A 16,141-nucleotide genomic window follows, 5' to 3' on the forward strand; every position below is an offset into this window, starting at 1 on the left:
TTGCCTTGAAGGAGCCTTGAAGGACTACCCATCTAAGGGTTAATAGGCACTAGCGCGCCTATTAACCCCGTCTACCTAGACGTTGGCGATGGGAGTCGGGGCCAGCTTCCACACCTCGTTGGCGTAGTCGGCGATTGTGCGGTCGGAGGAGAAGCGGCCGGAGTAGCAGATATTAAGCCATGCCTTCTTGGCCCATGCCAGCTCATCAGCGTCATAGTCGGCTGCCATGCGGTCGCGGGTCTCGCGGTAGTCGGCAAAGTCCCCAAGAACGTAGTAGGTGTCCTGGGCGTGCTCGCCAAATCCATCGAGCAACGAGGAGCGAAGATCTCCAAACATGCCCGCATTTTCAGAGCCCAGCGTGCCATCGGTGAAGGCGTCGAGGACGCGTGCCAAGCCCGGAACCGTGTTGTAGAGCTCACCCGGGTTGTACTCGGCGCGCAGCTGCGGGATCTCCTCGTTGCGGGCACCGAAGATGTAGGCGTTTTCTTCGCCCACTGCCTCGACGATCTCCACGTTGGCGCCGTCCATGGTGCCCAAGGTCAGGGCACCGTTCATCATGAACTTCATGTTGGAGGTGCCGGAGGCTTCCTTGCCAGCGACGGAAATCTGCTCGGAGACGTCAGCGGCCGGGATGATGTGCTCGGCGGGGGAGACGTTGTAGTTCTCAACGAAGACCACGTTGAGCACGTCCTTGGTGGCTGGGTCGTTGTTGACCACGTCACCGATGGCGTTGATGAGCTTGATGATGGCCTTGGCGCGGACATAGCCCGGGGCGGCCTTCGCGCCGAAGATGAAGGTGCGCTTCGGGACGGTCTCGCCGTCGACCTTGATGCGGAAGTACAGGTCCAGGATGTAGAGTGCGTTCATCAGCTGGCGCTTGTACTCGTGCAGGCGCTTAATCTGGACGTCGAAGATGGAATCCGGGTCCACGGTTGCGCCCTGGTGCGCGTCAATCCAGGCGGCGAAATCCTGCTTGTTGGCGCGCTTGATATTGATGAGTTGGCGCAGTACCTTCTCATCCTCTGCCAAAGGAGCCAGCTTCGCCAGCTCAGTCAGATCGGTGACCCAGGCATCGGAGCCAGCTTGTTCTGTGAGCAGGTCGGACAGGCGCGGGTTGCACATGCGCAGCCAGCGACGCGGGGTCACACCGTTGGTCTTGTTGTTGAACTTCTCCGGCCACAGCTCGTGCCACTCGGAGAGCGTGTCAGCCTTGATGATTTCGGTGTGCAGGGCAGCGACGCCGTTGATGGAGTACGCGGCATAGCAGGCGATCCACGCCATGTGCACGTGGCCGTCGGATACCGGGGCCATGTAGTCGATGCGGCCCTGATCCAAGCCGCGTTGGGCCATGTCCTCGCGGAAGCGGCGGTCGATCTCTTCCACCAGTTCCCAGATGCGCCAGAACAGCTTCTGGAAAATGGACACTTCCCAGCTCTCTAGGGCCTCAGCCAGCACAGTGTGGTTGGTGTAGGCGAAGGTCTCGGTGACGACCTTCCATGCGTCATCCCAGCCCATCCCGTGTTCGTCGAGAAGCAGGCGGAGCAATTCCGGGATGGCCAGCACCGGGTGGGTGTCATTGAGCTGGATGCAGTTGTACTCAGCGAAGCCGGTGAGGTCCTCACCGTGGTGCTCGATGTAGTTATCGATCATCTGCTGCAGCGAGGCCGAGACGAAGAAGTACTGCTGGCGAACGCGCAGTACCTTGCCCTCGTAGGTGGTGTCGTTGGGGTAGAGCACGCGGCAGATATCCATGACACGCTCGCGCTCGACGATGGCCTCGGTGAAGCGCTGCGAGTTGAAAGCATCGTAATCGAATTCATCGATGGGTTCGGACTTCCACAGGCGCAGGGTGCCCACGTTATCGGTGCCATAGCCGGTAATCGGCATGTCATAGGGGATGGCGCGCACGTCCATGTCGTCGAAGTGGACCAAGCGCTGCTCGGAAGCGCGGCGAATGATGAAGTCGTAGCCGTTTTCCATCCATGCATCCGGCTCCTCGCGCTGGAAACCGTTGTCGAAGGACTGGCGGAACAAGCCGTAACGGTACAAGAGGCCATAGCCGGTCACCGGGTAGTCCTGGGTGACGGCGGAGTCGAGGAAGCAGGCGGCGAGGCGGCCCAAGCCGCCGTTGCCGAGTGCGGCATCGTGCTCGGCTTCGAGGACATCAGCCAACTCGTGGCCCGCAGCCTTAGTAGCGGCGCGGGCCTCATCGACGAGCCCGACGTTGGTGAGGTTGTTGAGCAGGGCACGACCCTGCAGGAACTCAGCGGAGAAGTAGTGCTGCTGACGAGTGGCGGCGTAGGCGCTGCGGGTGGCCTCCCAATTGTCTGCAATCTGCTCCATCACCGAGGAGGACAGACCGGACCAAAACTTGCGGTCGGTCGCACGAGAGGGGGAGACGCCGGCTGCGGCGCGAACGTGTCCAGGAACTGCGGATTGGAAATCGGAGTGCTGGGGTTGGCTCATGAGAATCCCTTCACTTGAGGCATATAAATGCGGAAAAATACCAACTCCCAAGCTTAACCAGTTCTGTATGCGCCTGCAGACCAGGACACTGACCAACGTTTCACGCAGACCGTGATGCCGAGTGGCGTTGGGCACAGAGGCTTAGCGTCCAAGGAAAGACAGAACGGCGGCGGCCCCGGCGCGAGTGGCCGAGCGCATCGTGGGCTCATAGTCCGGTAGGAAGGTAGCCTGGTGGTTAACGGGCGGGTTGTCGAGGAGGTTTTCCGGTGTGGAGCCGATGAACCAGAAGTAATAAGGCACGCCCCAGGCCTGCGGGAGATAGCAAAAGTCCTCGGAGACGGTGGAGGGCGCGGCGGTGACGGAGAGCTCGCCGAAGACCTCATCGAAGGAGGCGCGAACAGCCTGGTGGGTGGCAGCGTCGTTATCGGTGACCTCGCCGTGAGCGAAGTATTCGAAGGTCGGTGCTACCGGGCACCCGGACGCCTCGCATTCGGCGCGCACCATGCGCTCGAGGGAGGCGTAGACGCGCTCGGCCAATTCCGGTTTGTAATAACGCGTGTTGAGCACTAGCTCGGCGCCGCCTGGAATGATGTTGTTCTTATCACCCGAATGTAGCTCGCCCACCGAGATGACGAAGAAGTCATGGGGAGGAACTTCGCGGCCGACGATGGCCTGCAGACGCGTGACCACCATGGCGGCCACATAGGAGGGGTCGATGGCCTCGTGCGGCATGGAGGCGTGCGCCGAGCGCCCCGTGATGCGAATGCGAAGGGAGTCGCAGCCGGCCAGGATGGGGCCGGCGGTGGATTGGATTTGCCCAGCGGGGCCCGGCATGACGTGCTGGCCGAAGCACACATCCGGTGCGGGAACGCGCTCGGTGAGCCCGTCGGCGATCATGAACTTAGCTCCCATGGACGATTCTTCGGCGGGCTGGAACAGTGCTAGGAAGGTGCCGCGCCAGGCGTTGTGGTGGGTGTCGAGAATCGCGCACGCGCCGAGCAACGCGGTGGCGTGCACATCGTGCCCGCAGGCATGCATCGCGCCGTTGGTGGAGGCGAAGGGGACGCCGGTTTCCTCGGCTACAGGGAGGGCATCGAAATCGGCCCGCATCAGCGCGGTGGGGCCATCCCCATTGCGGAAGATAGCGACGATACCGTGTCCGCCGATGCCGGTGACGAGTTCACAATCGTAGTTTTCTAGTTGTTCCAGAATCCGCCCGGCGGTGCGTTCCTCTTCATGGGAGAGCTCAGGATGGGCATGCAGATCCTCATAGAAGGCCCGTTGCCAGCTGAGATCGACGGAATCGTTCACTAAGAGCTCGGTCAGACGAGAAAGTGTGGGATCTGCCATAGTTACTGTCCTCCAAGTTTGGGTAGGGTTACCTACATGCCATTGATTCACTTTGATGTTCTGGTGCCGGATGCCCAAGCCGAGCGTGTGGCCGAAATCTTTAGTACTGCCACCCACAAGCTGGTGGACAGCAACTCGCTGGCCTCTGCTGAGGTTACTCGTGTGCACGAGCCCGCACTCCCGGAGGGGTTGGAAGAGCAGCTGCGCCAAACCTACCGGGAGGAGCACGAAGAGCGTGACCTCGAAGACGCAAATGTTTACCGCTACGCCATCGACGTCGATGGCGTCAAGGGGTCTGTTAACCAGCTGACCATGGTCCTCGCGCGCCTGTTAACTCCGCATTCGGTCTTGCCGAAGGATCACGTGTTGCTGGAGGATGAGCTCGCCCACGAGCGCCCGGCCATCTTCCCGTGGGCGGTGCAAGTAACCCCTTAGTCCTGCAGAGAAGGTTTAGCCCCGAAGAGAGCTAGCTCTGTAGAAAGCTGCGGACGAGGCGTTCGGCTGCGGCGCTCAAGCGCTGGGCGACGTCCCCGCGTCCCTCCCCGCCGAGCTCCTCTAGGAGTGCGCCTTGCGGCGCCGGTGCCGTAGCGGAGCCAGCGATGATGCCCAGCGTCGGCGGCCCGGTCATCTCCGCCAGCGTGCCCACGACTTTTCCGGTGAGCGATTGCTCGTCGAAGCGCCCCTCGCCAGTGAGGACGAGATCCGCCTCGGCGATGCGCGCGGGTAGGTCGAGCGCCTCGGCCACATAGCGCCCGCCGGGAACGATGCGGCAGTGCTCTGCCGTGCCCCACAGCGTGCGTGAGAGCCAGCTTAAGGCGATGGGGATGCCGCCGGCGGCACCCAAGAACTCCGCTTGCGGGTCGGTATCCGTGACCTCGCATAGCTTCAGCATCGCGCCGGCGAGCAGTGCCACCTGTTCGCCCTCGGCGCCCTTTTGGGGGCCGTACATCGTCGCGGCCTGGATGGGAACGGCGCGCGTGTCGGTGACCAAGGTGTAGTCCAACATGGCCGCCTTCATGTTGAGCTGTGCGGTGTCGATGTGATCGAGGTTGACCAGCGGGGCGCCGCCTTTGGGCAGGGCGTAGCCGCGGGAATCGTGGGCGGCGGCGCCGAGCGCGGCGAGGATGCCGAGCCCGCCGTCGATGCTGGCGCTGCCGCCAAGCCCCAAGACGATGTGCTTGGCGCCGCGCGATTCGGCGTCAGCAAGCAGCACTCCCGTGCCATAGGAGTCTGCGTGGAGCGGATCGAGGGCGTCGGAGACAGCGGGCAGGCCGGTGGCCGCCGCGACGTCGATGAAGGCCGTGTCACCCACGAGCTGGTAGCTGGCCTCGGTGAGCCGCCCGATGGCATCGGTGGTGGGCAGCGTAATGGTCTGGCCCGCCGTGCCGTTGCGGTGAACGGCGGCGCTGGCGAGTACCTCCGCAGTGCCCTCGCCACCATCGGCCATAGGGAGAGTGGTTACCTGTGCCGTAGCGGCGTGCGGGGAGGAGCCGAGGGCGCGGCGCGCGCCCAAAGCAATGGCGGCGGCGGCTTCGGCGGCAGTGGCGGTGCCTTTAAATGAGTCGGGGGCAACAAGTATGCGCATGTTCATGAGTATATGGAAGCAGAAGCGCGAAAAAATTTTCGCCCTCTGACCTGCCTTTAATAAATTTCCCCGTACGCTCGTCTTGCAATTTAGGTCGATTGATAGAAAGCTGTCGGTTGTTCAATGAATGACGCACCAGCTGCTAAACACGGTGCCGAATGAAAGGATTGCCATGTCCATCGACCAGCAAATCTCCGACTATTACAGCAAGCTTCTCAAGCGCAATGCTGGTGAACCGGAATTCCACCAGGCGCTCGCTGAGGTCCTGGATTCCCTCAAGATCGTCCTCAACAAGGACCCTCACTACGCTGATTATGGCTTGGTCGAGCGGTTGTGCGAACCCGAGCGCCAGCTCATCTTCCGCGTCCCGTGGGTCGATGACAACGGCCAGATTCAGGTCAACCGTGGCTTCCGCGTGCAATTCAACTCGGCCCTCGGCCCGTACAAGGGCGGCCTGCGCTTCCACCCGAGCGTGAACCTGGGCATCATCAAGTTCCTTGGCTTCGAGCAGATTTTTAAGAACTCGCTGACCGGCCTTCCCATCGGCGGCGGCAAGGGCGGCTCCGATTTCGACCCGAAGGGCAAGTCCGAAGCCGAGGTCATGCGCTTTTGCCAGTCCTTCATGACGGAGCTGCACAACCACATCGGCGAGTACCGCGATGTGCCGGCCGGCGATATCGGCGTGGGCGGCCGCGAAATCGGTTTCCTGTTTGGCCAGTACCGCCGCTTAGAAAACAAGCACGAGTCTGGGGTCCTCACGGGCAAGGGGCTGACCTGGGGTGGCTCCCTTGTGCGCACTGAGGCCACCGGTTACGGCCTGGTGTATCTGACTTCGGAGATGATGAAGACCCACGGCGAGTCCTTTGACGGCGCCAAGGTCATTGTTTCCGGCTCCGGCAACGTTGCTATCTACGCCGCCGAGAAGGTTCAGCAGCTCGGCGGAACCGTCGTGGCGATGTCCGATTCCTCCGGCTACATCACGACCCCGAACGGCGTGGACTTGGAGCTGCTCAAAGACATCAAGGAAGTACGCCGCGAGCGCATTTCCACCTACGCCGGCGAGGCTGGCGCGGGCGTGGAGTACCACGAGGGCGGCAACGTATGGGGGGTCAGCGCCGACGTTGCCCTGCCGTGTGCGACCCAAAACGAGCTCGACGGCGATGACGCCAAGCTCCTGGTAAAGAACCACATCCGCTACGTTGCTGAGGGTGCAAACATGCCGTGTACCCCGGAAGCCGCGCACTACTTCGGGGAGAGCGGAATCGCCTTTGCACCGGGCAAGGCCGCGAATGCGGGCGGTGTGGCAACCTCCGCGCTGGAGATGCAGCAGAACGCATCCCGCGACTCCTGGTCCTTCGAGTACACCGACCAGCGCCTGCATGAGATCATGTCCAATATCTTCCGCAACATCGACAAGACCTCCAAGGAATACGGCCTGGAAGGTGACTACGTGGCGGGCGCCAACATTGCCGGCTTCAAGAAGGTGGCCGACGCCATGCTGGCCCAAGGCGTAATCTAGCCGTTTCCTTATCTCTGTATCTGCGCTTAACCTCCTCGCTTACCGGGGAGGTTTTGCCATTTCTTCCCGCGTGGGATACGTCGCAGTGTGTGTGCGCTTGGATAGGCTGGTGCCATGTACCGCGTATTTGAGTCCCTCGATGAACTTGTTCGCAATCTGGAACAGGCCTATGCCGTTCCCATGACCTCCAACTGCATGGTTCCGCGCCACGAAATGCTGGCGCTTCTCGACGATCTCCGTAACGCCCTCCCCGTTGAAATGGATGACGCCCAGGACGTCCTAGACAAGCAGGACGAGATCCTCCAGGGTGCTGAGGAGCGCGCGGAGCAGATTATTTCTGAGGCCACCGCCGAGGCCGATGACACCGTTGCCCGTGCGCGTGAGGACTCAGATGCCATGCTTGCCGACGCTCAACACCGCGCCACCACCTTGGTGGCCCAGGCGGAAGATGAGGCCGCCAACCTCGTGGACAACGCGCGTTCCGACGCCGAGCGCACCCGCGCCCAGGCGGATGAGGAATACCAGCGCGCTGTCGCGGCAGGCCAAGCCGAGCAGGACCGCTTGGTCTCCGAATCCGAGGTTGTGCGCCGCGCCGACGATGAGGCGCACCGCATTGTGGAGACCGCACACTCTGAGTCCAACCGCCTGCGCACCGAGTGCGATGAATTTGTTGATGCCAAGCTCGGGGAGTTCGAGACCACCTTGTCCGACCTCTTGCGTACCGTCAACAACGATCGCTCCGCGCTGCGGCGGGGCGCCGGCGTGCGTTCCCGCGGTGAATCACATGGTGAGGGACGAAGCGCTGTGCGCGAGACCCGGGAGCCTGTGCGCCGTGCGCCGCGTGCGCCCCGTGATTACTAAGCCGAATTGTTGAATTAAGGTGCGGGCAACTACCTAGTGGTGACGCTTCGGCGTAGCCGAAGCGAGGTCGAGTGAAGCGAGGTAGAGTCCTGCGCCGCAGCGCGCGCCTGTTCCGCGCGGCGAATCCGGGCGGCTTCCTTGGCCGGCATGGTGCTTAAGGCTGCGGCCAATCCCGCGGCGACGAGGCCCGGCAGTGCATAAAGCACCCACATAATGCCGAAGTCCGTGCCCGTGGTGTGAGGCTCGGGGATGGGGCCCCAGGCGGCGTCGACAAGCAACAGCACCACATCGACCGCACCGACGGTCAGCATCATCACACCAATCCCCATGCCGGCGGCAGAAAAGGACTCGCGCGCGCTCCACGCGATGAGCGCGGCACACAGCGAGAACAGCGCCGATGAGAGTATGACGATAGGCCCAAAATGCAGGGGAAGAAAGGACACCGCGCCCACGGCCAATCCCGCAAGGGCGCTGGCGAGGGCCGCGCGGTGCAGGGAGAGGCCGGCATCGCCGAAAATGCTGGGGCGGACTCGCGTGATGAGGTGGCGGCAGGTCACTCCTACGACGGTCAGGACCACGGCGGGGACAAGGCACTGCAAGGGAAAGCTGAGCGCGAGTTCACGTGCCGTGGCGCCCAGAGACGCCGTGTCGGTCGCGGTGTAGCTCATGGAGTTTTAGGCTAAAAGCCACAGGCGAAAGAATCGAGCCTTGTGGGCAAGCGCTTAAGCGGCTATGACCCAACATTCAGGCCCTTGCCAGTCTAGGGCGCGTGGGTCAGCACAGGGTAAGCTGGTGGGCGTTATGAAATCACCATTGAAGTTCGACGTGACGGAATTGCTCCGCAGCCAAGGAGCTGAAGCGCTGCCTGAGCACCGCGTGCAAACCGGACCCGCCCCCGAGCGCATCGGCGTGGAAATGATCGGCATCCCGGAAGGTGCTGAGGTTAAGGTGGACGCCACCTTGACGCCGTTGGGCTCCGGCGTGTTGGTGGACGCTGATATCACCGGCACCCTCAGCGGCGAATGCGCACGCTGCTTAGCTGAGCTACATCCAGCACTAGATCTCCACGTATCCCAGGTTTTCTCCGCGGATGAGTCCTTCATCAGCGGAGATGAAACAGAGGAAGAGGATCGCGGTTCCGGCGATGAGATCCCCGAGATTGAGGACGGTGTCCTTGACCTCCTGCAGACCGTGATCGATGAGGCAGGTTTGGTGCTTCCTTTCGCGCCGACGTGTGAGGATGGCTGTGAAGTAGATGTTCCCGAAGGCGTGACCACGGGGGTCTCCGGGGAAGAAGAGCGCGTCGATCCGCGGTGGTCTGGGTTGGAGAAATTCCTATGAGCAAGAAGAAGAAACTCACCGGCGAGCAGGCACTTGCCGTAGCATTCGCGGAGGTAGACCACGGTCCGCTGCTCAAGGCACTCGGCGTGGAGCTCAACGATGAGCTGCTGTGCTTGGCGCTGACGCACCGTTCCTTTGCCAACGAGAACGGTCACCTGCCCAACAATGAGCGTCTGGAGTTCCTCGGGGACGCGGTCTTAGGCTTGTCCATCGCGGCCAAGCTCTACGAAAAGTTCCCATCGCGCCCCGAATCCGACATCTCTAAGATGCGCGCTTCCATTGTTTCGCGCTACGGCTTGTCTGACGTAGCCCGTGAAATCGGGGTGGGTCAACACGTCCTGTTGGGCAAGGGTGAGCAATCTACCGGCGGCCGTGACAAGGACTCCATCTTGGCCGATACCACCGAGGCCATCTTGGGGGCCATCTACCGCCAGCATGGTTTCGAAGTCGCCCGCGGGGTGGTGCTGCGGCTGTTTGCCGCCAAGGTTGAGAACGCCGTGGTATCCGGCCGCCACATGGACTGGAAGACGACCTTGCAGGAGCTGTGCGCCGAGCTGAAGGCAGCGATGCCGGTGTATTCGGCCACCTCGACTGGCCCCGAGCACGATCAGACCTTTAATGCCGTTGCCACGGTGGCCGGTTTGACCGTGGGTAGGGGAACGGGACACAACAAGAAGCTTGCGGAGCAGCAGGCGGCGGAAGAAGCCTGCCAGGCGCTGCGTGAGACTCCGTTACTGGTGCAGGGCACCGCCGGCAAAGAGAACTAACCCACGAGGACTCTATGCCGGAGCTGCCTGAAGTTGAGTCCGTCCGCCGCGGGCTCGAGCCCTACGTCGTGGGGCGTTCCTTCGCGGCGGTCGATGTCCTCCACCCGCGCGCCAATCGCAAGCAGGAGGCACCGCTGTCCGCGCTGCTCGTGGGCAGGAGGATCGCCGCCGTGGCGCGCCGCGGCAAGTTCATGTGGCTGGAGTTCGCCGACGAGGACCGCACTGATCCTGCCCGCGATGTGCTCTTTATCCACCTCGGAATGTCGGGGCAGGTGCGGATCGGTGAGGTGGATTCACCCCACGTGCGCATCGCCGCCGTGCTTGGCGACGCCACCCGCATCAGCTTCGTCGACCAGCGCACTTTTGGCTATTGGCACCTCGGCCCGTGGCTCACCATGGCGCATATCGCGCCCGATCCCCTCGAAGCAGACTTCGACCTTATTGCGGCGGGCAGGCGCCTGCGCGCAAAACGTACGGCGGTGAAAGTTGCCCTGCTGGATCAAACTGTGCTCAGCGGAGTGGGCAATATCTATGCGGATGAGGCGCTGTGGGCGGCCCAGATTTCTCCGCTGAAGAAGGCCAGCGCCCTGCGGCAGCGCGATGCCGTCGCGGTGATTTCCGCAGCCGCCGACGTCATGCGCTCCGCCCTTGAGGTTGGCGGGACCAGCTTTGACGCGCTGTACGTCAACGTCAACGGCGAATCCGGGTACTTTGACCGTTCCTTGCACGCCTATGGGCGGGGCGGGCAGCCCTGTGATCGCTGCGGCGAAGACATCGTGAAAACCGTGTTGGGCGGGCGCGGTACCCACTATTGCCCGTCCTGTCAGCGCCGTGGGGTGGGGAAGTAGTCAGGCTCCAACTAGGCCGATGGCGGGGGTTGTCACTAGTGTGTAACGTATGCAAGAAATCTTCAGCACCGTGATCGGTGTCATTAACGACAGCCTGTGGTCCTATGTCCTGCCATGGCTGCTTATCGCTGCTGGCCTTTACTTCGGTATCCGCACCGCTTTGGTGCAGGTCCGCATGGTGCCGGATATGTTCAAAGCGGTCGTCGAAAAGCCCAAGGGGGTCGGCGTCGATGAGGACGCCGATTACGGCGGTATTTCTGCCTTCAAGGCGTTCACCATCTCGGCGGCGTCGCGTGTGGGCACCGGCAACGTCGCGGGTGTGGCCGTAGCAATTTCTGTGGGCGGGCCCGGCGCGGTGTTCTGGATGTGGCTCATCGCCATCCTGGGTGGCGCAACTGCGTTCGTGGAGTCCACGCTGGCCCAGCTGTGGAAGGTCCGCGAGGGGGATACCTACCGCGGCGGCCCGGCCTACTACATGTCCCGCGGTCTGGGCTGGAAGCCCTTGGCAACCATTTTCTCCGTCGCCATCGCCATTACTTTTGGTTGGTTTTACAACGCTTTCCAGACCAACGCTATCTCTGATTCCTTGGCGGCCTCCTTCGGACAGGATTCCGGTGCCTTCAAGGCGGGCGTGGGTATTGCCGTCGTTGCCGTAGCTGGCCTCATCATTATCGGTGGTGTTCAGCGCATTGCCTCGATGACCCAGTTCATCGTGCCGTTTATGGCCGGTGCGTACCTCATCATGGGCTTCATCGTGGTGGTGCTTAACTTTGACAAGGTGCCGGACATGTTCGTCTCCATCGTCGGCTCTGCCTTCGGCTTCCGTGAGGCTGCTGGCGCGACACTGGGCATGGCCATGCTGAAGGGCATCCAGCGCGGTCTGTTCTCCAACGAGGCCGGCGAAGGTTCGGCGCCGAACGCGGCAGCAACGGCGACGGTCTCCCACCCCGTGAAGCAGGGCCTTGTGCAGACCCTCGGCGTGTACTTTGACACCTTGGTGGTGTGTACGATTACCGCCTTCATCATTTTGCTGGGTACTGATTTCGAAAGCTTTGGTTCCGACGCGATTGAGGGCGTGACCCTGACCCAGAACGCGCTGTCCAATGTGGTCGGCGAGTGGGGCATCCACTTCGTCACGTTCATCCTGTTCTTCTTGGCATTCTCCTCGATTCTGGGTAACTACTACCTTGCAGAGTCCAACGTGGAGTACCTCTCCGGGAAGAAGTGGGTGCTGTGGGCCTTCCGCCTCATCGTGTTGGCCTTCGTCTTCTACGGTGCGGTGGCCCCGCTGGGCACCGTGTTCGACCTGGCGGATACGGGTGCCGCCATCATGGTGCTGCTCAATGTGTGCGCCATCGTGCCGCTGTGCGGCGTGGCCATCAAGCTGCTGAAGAACTACAACGAGCAGCGCCGCAAGGGCCTGGATCCCGTCTTCCACCGTGATATGCTGCCGGAACTGCAGAACGTCGAGTGCTGGGATGGTACCGATCCTGTGACGCGCCGCAGCGCGGAAGACCGCCGCCGTCTCGATCACGAATTCGACCTGAGCGACCGCACAAACTTGAGGGAGTACTAGATGGCAGACACGGCAGCAGCCTCTGCGGGTCATGAACGCCTCACAGCTTTCGTCCTTGGCCACGTCCAAGGCGTGGGCTTTCGCTGGTGGACGCGTTCCCGGGCCCTCGAACTAGGGCTGGCTGGGCACGCGACGAACCTTCAGGACGGACGCGTCCAGGTGGTTGCTGAAGGCCCGCGAGCTGACTGCGAGAAGCTGCTGTCCTTGCTGCGCGAAGAACCATCAACCACGCGCCGCCCGGGCGCTGTGAACGCCGTGGTGGAGCAGTGGGCCGCACCGCGCGGTGAGTCGGGCTTTATCGAGCGCTAAACTAAGTCGAATGCACCTCAAATCGCTCACGCTCAAGGGATTCAAGTCTTTTGCGTCCGCGACGAACCTGAAATTCGAGCCCGGTATCTGTGCCGTGGTGGGCCCGAATGGCTCGGGTAAATCTAACGTCGTCGACGCACTGGCGTGGGTCATGGGTGAAGGCAGCGCCAAGACGCTGCGCGGCGGCAAGATGCAGGACGTCATCTTTGCCGGCGCCGGTGAGCGCAAGGCCCTTGGCCGCGCTGAGGTCACACTGACCATCGATAACTCCGATGGCGCATTGCCCATCGAGTACTCGGAGGTCTCCGTCACCCGCCGCATGTACCGGGATGGCGCGAGCGAGTATGAGATCAATGGGTCAAAGGCCCGCCTCATGGATATCCAAGAGCTGCTGTCGGATTCCGGCATTGGCCGCGAGATGCACATCATCGTGGGCCAAGGAAAACTGGCGGAGATCCTGGAGTCCCGACCAGAAGATCGTCGCGCTTATATTGAGGAAGCTGCGGGCGTGCTCAAGCACCGCCGCCGCAAGGAAAAGGCGCAGCGCAAGCTCACGGGCATGCAGGCCAACCTGGACCGCCTGCAAGACCTGACCGATGAGCTGGGAAAACAGCTCAAGCCGCTGGCCCGCCAGGCGGAGGCCGCCCAACGCGCAGCCACTGTGCAAGCGGATTTGCGCGATGCTCGCCTGCGCCTCGCCGGTGACCGTGTGGTCAGGTTGCGTGCCACGTTCGAGGATGCCGAGAAACGCGCTGTGGTGCTCGCCGAGCAGGTCGAGGTAGTCACGGCGCAGCTGGAAGAGGCCACGGAAATTCAGCTCGAGGTAGAGGCCGAGTTGGGGGATGTCACTCCGCGCGCGGAGGCCGCGCAGAAGTTGTGGTTCGAGCTATCGACGCTGAGCGAACGCATCTCTGCCACGCAGCGTATTGCGGCCGAGCGCGCCAGCAACGTCGGATCCCAGGTGGCCTATGCCGGCCAGGATCCGGAGGAGCTGGAGGCGCGCGCCCGGCGTGCCGACGAGGAGCACGACGAGCTGCTGGCCGCTGCCGAAGAAGCGGCGGAGCGCTTGGAATCGATCCGGGAGGAAGTGGCTGAGCGCCGGGAAGCCTTCGAGGCCGCGGACAAGGAGCACATGGCGCAGCTGCGCGCCATTGCGGATCGCCGCGAAGGCGTGGTCCGCCTCATCGCGGCCGAGGAAAACCTGGCGGGTCAGGTAAGCTCCGCGGAATCTGAGTTGGCGCGCCAGGAAGAAACCCTGGCGAACACGAAAGCGCGCACCAGGGGAGCGCAGGCGGAGGCCGATGAGGTAGCGGACAAACTAGAGCACCTGGCTGCCGAGCGTGAGCCGCTGGAAGAAGCGCACGTGCGCGCGGCCAGCGAGTCCGCCGCGGCCGATAAACGCTTGGAGCAGCTGCGCGATGCCCAGCGGGAGCGCGAGCGCACCGTGTACAGCCTGCGAGCCAGGATCGATACGCTGGGCCAGACCGCTCCGGAAGCGCTCGAGCTGGGGGAGGGTTTTAAGCCTCTCGCGGAGTTCATCTCTACGCGTTATGAAACGGCCGTCGCGGCGGCACTCGGTTCCTTCGCGGAGGCGCAGGCCGGCGCGGTGAGTGGGGACATCGTGGGTGATCTCGCTGAGGCGAGCCGCACTCCGTTGATCGACGTCTCCACGGAACCTACCGGTTCAGCCTGGCGCCTTGATGCGGACTTGCCCTCCGGTGCTAGCTGGTTGCTCGACCAGATGGTCTTGGTCCCGGAAGTATCGGCGGCGGTGACACGGTTGCTCTCCGACGTCGTTCTGGTGGATGACTATGCCGCGGCCCGCGAGCTCATTGCTGAAGATCCGCGCCTGCGGGCCGTCACCGCCGAGGGCTTGCTGGTTGGTGAAGGCTGGGTCGAGGCCGGAACTGGTGCCGTCTCCACGGTCGAGGTGAGCGGCCAGATTACAGAAGCCGAGCAACAGTTGGAAACCGCCACCCACGAGCTGGAGGAGCTATCAGGCACGCTGGAAGGCGCGAAGCTAGCCGCCGATGATGCCCGGGTAGGCGCGGCGAGCGCTAAGGCCGCGCTGCGCGAGCACGATCACGAGCTCGAGGCGTGGAAGCGCGACCACCAGCGCTTGCTCAAACAGTACGAGGCAAACAAGGCTGAGCACGAAAAGGCCGCCGCCCGCGCCACGGATATCGAGGTGCAGCTGGCCCGCCTGCGCAAAGAACTGGCGGAGGCTCGTGACCGCTTGTCGCGCGTGGACGCCGATGAGCAAGCGGATGAACCTTCCTCGGTGGAACGCGATGCAGCCTCGGCCGCCCTTGAACAGGTCAAGGCCATGGAGGTAGAGGCTCAACTGGCGGCCCGCAGCGCGGAGGAAAAGGTAGGCCAGGCAGCCGGCAAGGGAGAGGCCCTGCGGCGCCAAGCCCAGCATGAGCGCCAAGCTAAGGCACGCCACGATCAGGCGATGGCCCGCCGGCAGGCGCAGGCGCGGTTGGCGGGGGCCGTCGACAAGCATGCCCAGGACCTAGCCGCCCGCACTACGCAGGCACTTGAGCGCGCAGCTGAGGAACGCGATGAGCTAGTGACCCAGCGCGGCGTGCTGCAGGGGCGTGCGCAGTCGGCGAAGCAGGCGGTCTCCGCAACCCGCCAGCAGCTCGATCGCCTGACCGATTCCGCGCACAACTCGGAGATTGCCCGCAGCCAGGCGCAGGTGCGCGTGGATGAGGCCGAGGGCAAGATCGTGGAGCAGCTGGGCATTGCGATCCCCGACCTGCTCAAGGGCTACACGCCGGGCGAGGGCTTCGATCGTTCCGCCGAGACCAAGCGGTTGAAGCAGGCCGAGAAGGACCTCAACTCCTTGGGCAAGGTGAACCCGCTGGCCTTGGAGGAGTACAAGGCTCTGGAGGAGCGCTATAGCTTCCTGTCCACGCAGCTCGATGACGTGATTCAGGCGCGCAAGGATTTGGCCGGAGTCATTGAGGACGTTGACGCGCAGATCTTGCAGCTGTTCACGGATGCCTGGCACGACGTGGAGGCGGAGTTCCCCAAGGTTTTCCAAACACTCTTCCCCGGCGGCGAGGGCCGGCTCATCCTTACTGAGCCGGATGACATGCTGGCCACCGGCATTGAGGTGGAGGCTCGCCCTCCGGGCAAGAAGGTCAAGCGCCTGACTCTGCTGTCGGGCGGCGAGAAGTCACTGACCGCGCTGGCGATGCTCGTGGCTATTTTCCGTGCGCGCCCTTCACCGTTCTACGTCATGGATGAGGTGGAGGCCGCGCTGGACGACGTCAACCTGCGCCGCCTCATCGCCCTCTTCGAGGAGCTGCGCAAGGATTCTCAGCTCATCGTCATCACTCACCAGAAGCCAACGATGGACGTGGCCAACGTCCTTTACGGCGTGACGATGCGTGGTGATGGTGTCACACGCGTGATTTCACAGCGCATGACCCGTGCGGGTGAGGCGCCGGGCACGGCTCAGGCGGCGGAGGACGCCACGCGCCTTGGTGTGGACGCTCCGCGCTAACGGCG

General features: G+C 63.0%; 13 protein-coding genes. 9 read left to right on the forward strand and 4 right to left on the reverse strand.

All coding sequences use genetic code 11. The annotated features are described in order from the left end of the window. Positions 1–75: 75 nt before the first annotated feature. Together HMPREF2604_RS11655 and HMPREF2604_RS11660 are read right to left on the reverse strand one after the other, a co-directional pair. The gene (locus tag HMPREF2604_RS11655; RefSeq protein ID WP_070565513.1) at positions 76–2,466 is read right to left on the reverse strand and encodes a glycogen/starch/alpha-glucan phosphorylase; all 2,391 of its coding nucleotides are present in this window, start codon (positions 2,464–2,466) and stop codon (positions 76–78) included. Between the two features lie 141 nt (positions 2,467–2,607). After that, entirely contained in the window at positions 2,608–3,816 is a 1,209-nt protein-coding gene (locus tag HMPREF2604_RS11660; RefSeq protein WP_070565515.1) for an amidohydrolase, read from the reverse strand. Between the two features lie 36 nt (positions 3,817–3,852). Here HMPREF2604_RS11660 and HMPREF2604_RS11665 point away from each other — a divergent pair, with 36 nt between their 5' ends. Next, entirely contained in the window at positions 3,853–4,251 is a 399-nt protein-coding gene (locus HMPREF2604_RS11665) for a hypothetical protein (protein ID WP_070565517.1), read from the forward strand. A gap of 31 nt (positions 4,252–4,282) precedes the next feature. Here HMPREF2604_RS11665 and HMPREF2604_RS11670 read toward each other — a convergent pair whose 3' ends face one another. Next, entirely contained in the window at positions 4,283–5,401 is a 1,119-nt protein-coding gene (locus HMPREF2604_RS11670) for a glycerate kinase (protein ID WP_070565519.1), read from the reverse strand. Between the two features lie 172 nt (positions 5,402–5,573). On the opposite strand from HMPREF2604_RS11670, the gene gdhA reads away from it, so the two are divergent. Together gdhA and HMPREF2604_RS11680 are read left to right on the forward strand one after the other, a co-directional pair. Next, on the forward strand, positions 5,574–6,920 hold the full coding sequence (gdhA, locus tag HMPREF2604_RS11675) for an NADP-specific glutamate dehydrogenase (RefSeq protein ID WP_070565521.1): 1,347 nt from the start codon (positions 5,574–5,576) through the stop codon (positions 6,918–6,920). Between the two features lie 114 nt (positions 6,921–7,034). Continuing rightward, the gene (locus tag HMPREF2604_RS11680; protein WP_070565523.1) at positions 7,035–7,781 is read left to right on the forward strand and encodes a DivIVA domain-containing protein; all 747 of its coding nucleotides are present in this window, start codon (positions 7,035–7,037) and stop codon (positions 7,779–7,781) included. A 29-nt stretch (positions 7,782–7,810) separates the two neighbouring features. Here the strand turns inward: HMPREF2604_RS11680 and HMPREF2604_RS11685 are convergent, their stop codons facing one another. Continuing rightward, complete coding sequence (locus HMPREF2604_RS11685; protein ID WP_232755531.1) at positions 7,811–8,449, reverse strand: hypothetical protein; 639 nt, start codon at positions 8,447–8,449, stop codon at positions 7,811–7,813. Between the two features lie 133 nt (positions 8,450–8,582). On the opposite strand from HMPREF2604_RS11685, the gene HMPREF2604_RS11690 reads away from it, so the two are divergent. From HMPREF2604_RS11690 to smc, 6 genes are read left to right on the forward strand one after another with little or no spacing between them, the layout of a single operon-like run. Beyond that, complete coding sequence (locus HMPREF2604_RS11690; protein ID WP_070519975.1) at positions 8,583–9,122, forward strand: YceD family protein; 540 nt, start codon at positions 8,583–8,585, stop codon at positions 9,120–9,122. Next, positions 9,119–9,889: a ribonuclease III gene (rnc, locus tag HMPREF2604_RS11695; RefSeq protein ID WP_070519978.1), complete on the forward strand. Its 771-nt coding sequence runs from the start codon at positions 9,119–9,121 to the stop codon at positions 9,887–9,889. The genes HMPREF2604_RS11690 and rnc overlap by 4 nt, the downstream gene beginning before the upstream one ends. Before the next feature lie 14 nt (positions 9,890–9,903). Continuing rightward, on the forward strand, positions 9,904–10,737 hold the full coding sequence (mutM, locus tag HMPREF2604_RS11700) for a bifunctional DNA-formamidopyrimidine glycosylase/DNA-(apurinic or apyrimidinic site) lyase (RefSeq protein WP_070519980.1): 834 nt from the start codon (positions 9,904–9,906) through the stop codon (positions 10,735–10,737). Between the two features lie 49 nt (positions 10,738–10,786). Next, a complete protein-coding gene (locus HMPREF2604_RS11705) occupies positions 10,787–12,313 on the forward strand; it encodes an alanine/glycine:cation symporter family protein (RefSeq protein WP_070519982.1) in 1,527 nt (508 codons plus the stop codon). Then, positions 12,314–12,622, forward strand: a complete 309-nt coding sequence (locus tag HMPREF2604_RS11710) for an acylphosphatase (protein WP_070519984.1) — start codon at positions 12,314–12,316, stop codon at positions 12,620–12,622. A gap of 10 nt (positions 12,623–12,632) precedes the next feature. Then, a complete protein-coding gene (gene smc, locus HMPREF2604_RS11715; protein WP_070565525.1) occupies positions 12,633–16,136 on the forward strand; it encodes a chromosome segregation protein SMC in 3,504 nt (1,167 codons plus the stop codon). Positions 16,137–16,141 lie beyond the last annotated feature (5 nt).

The sequence above is a fragment of the Corynebacterium sp. HMSC055A01 genome (genome assembly GCF_001809405.1).
Taxonomy (GTDB): domain Bacteria; phylum Actinomycetota; class Actinomycetes; order Mycobacteriales; family Mycobacteriaceae; genus Corynebacterium; species Corynebacterium hesseae.

Excerpts from the sequence above, each read along its gene's own strand:
- HMPREF2604_RS11705 (WP_070519982.1), top strand. The coding sequence starts at position 10,787 with ATGCAAGAAATCTTCAGCACCGTGATCGGTGTCATTAACGACAGCCTG.
- HMPREF2604_RS11665 (WP_070565517.1), top strand. The coding sequence starts at position 3,853 with ATGCCATTGATTCACTTTGATGTTCTGGTGCCGGATGCCCAAGCCGAG.
- rnc (WP_070519978.1), top strand. The coding sequence starts at position 9,119 with ATGAGCAAGAAGAAGAAACTCACCGGCGAGCAGGCACTTGCCGTAGCA.
- HMPREF2604_RS11660 (WP_070565515.1), bottom strand. The coding sequence starts at position 3,816 with ATGGCAGATCCCACACTTTCTCGTCTGACCGAGCTCTTAGTGAACGAT.
- mutM (WP_070519980.1), top strand. The coding sequence starts at position 9,904 with ATGCCGGAGCTGCCTGAAGTTGAGTCCGTCCGCCGCGGGCTCGAGCCC.
- HMPREF2604_RS11680 (WP_070565523.1), top strand. The coding sequence starts at position 7,035 with ATGTACCGCGTATTTGAGTCCCTCGATGAACTTGTTCGCAATCTGGAA.
- HMPREF2604_RS11655 (WP_070565513.1), bottom strand. The coding sequence starts at position 2,466 with ATGAGCCAACCCCAGCACTCCGATTTCCAATCCGCAGTTCCTGGACAC.
- smc (WP_070565525.1), top strand. The coding sequence starts at position 12,633 with ATGCACCTCAAATCGCTCACGCTCAAGGGATTCAAGTCTTTTGCGTCC.
- HMPREF2604_RS11690 (WP_070519975.1), top strand. The coding sequence starts at position 8,583 with ATGAAATCACCATTGAAGTTCGACGTGACGGAATTGCTCCGCAGCCAA.
- gdhA (WP_070565521.1), top strand. The coding sequence starts at position 5,574 with ATGTCCATCGACCAGCAAATCTCCGACTATTACAGCAAGCTTCTCAAG.
- HMPREF2604_RS11670 (WP_070565519.1), bottom strand. The coding sequence starts at position 5,401 with ATGCGCATACTTGTTGCCCCCGACTCATTTAAAGGCACCGCCACTGCC.
- HMPREF2604_RS11710 (WP_070519984.1), top strand. The coding sequence starts at position 12,314 with ATGGCAGACACGGCAGCAGCCTCTGCGGGTCATGAACGCCTCACAGCT.
- HMPREF2604_RS11685 (WP_232755531.1), bottom strand. The coding sequence starts at position 8,449 with ATGAGCTACACCGCGACCGACACGGCGTCTCTGGGCGCCACGGCACGT.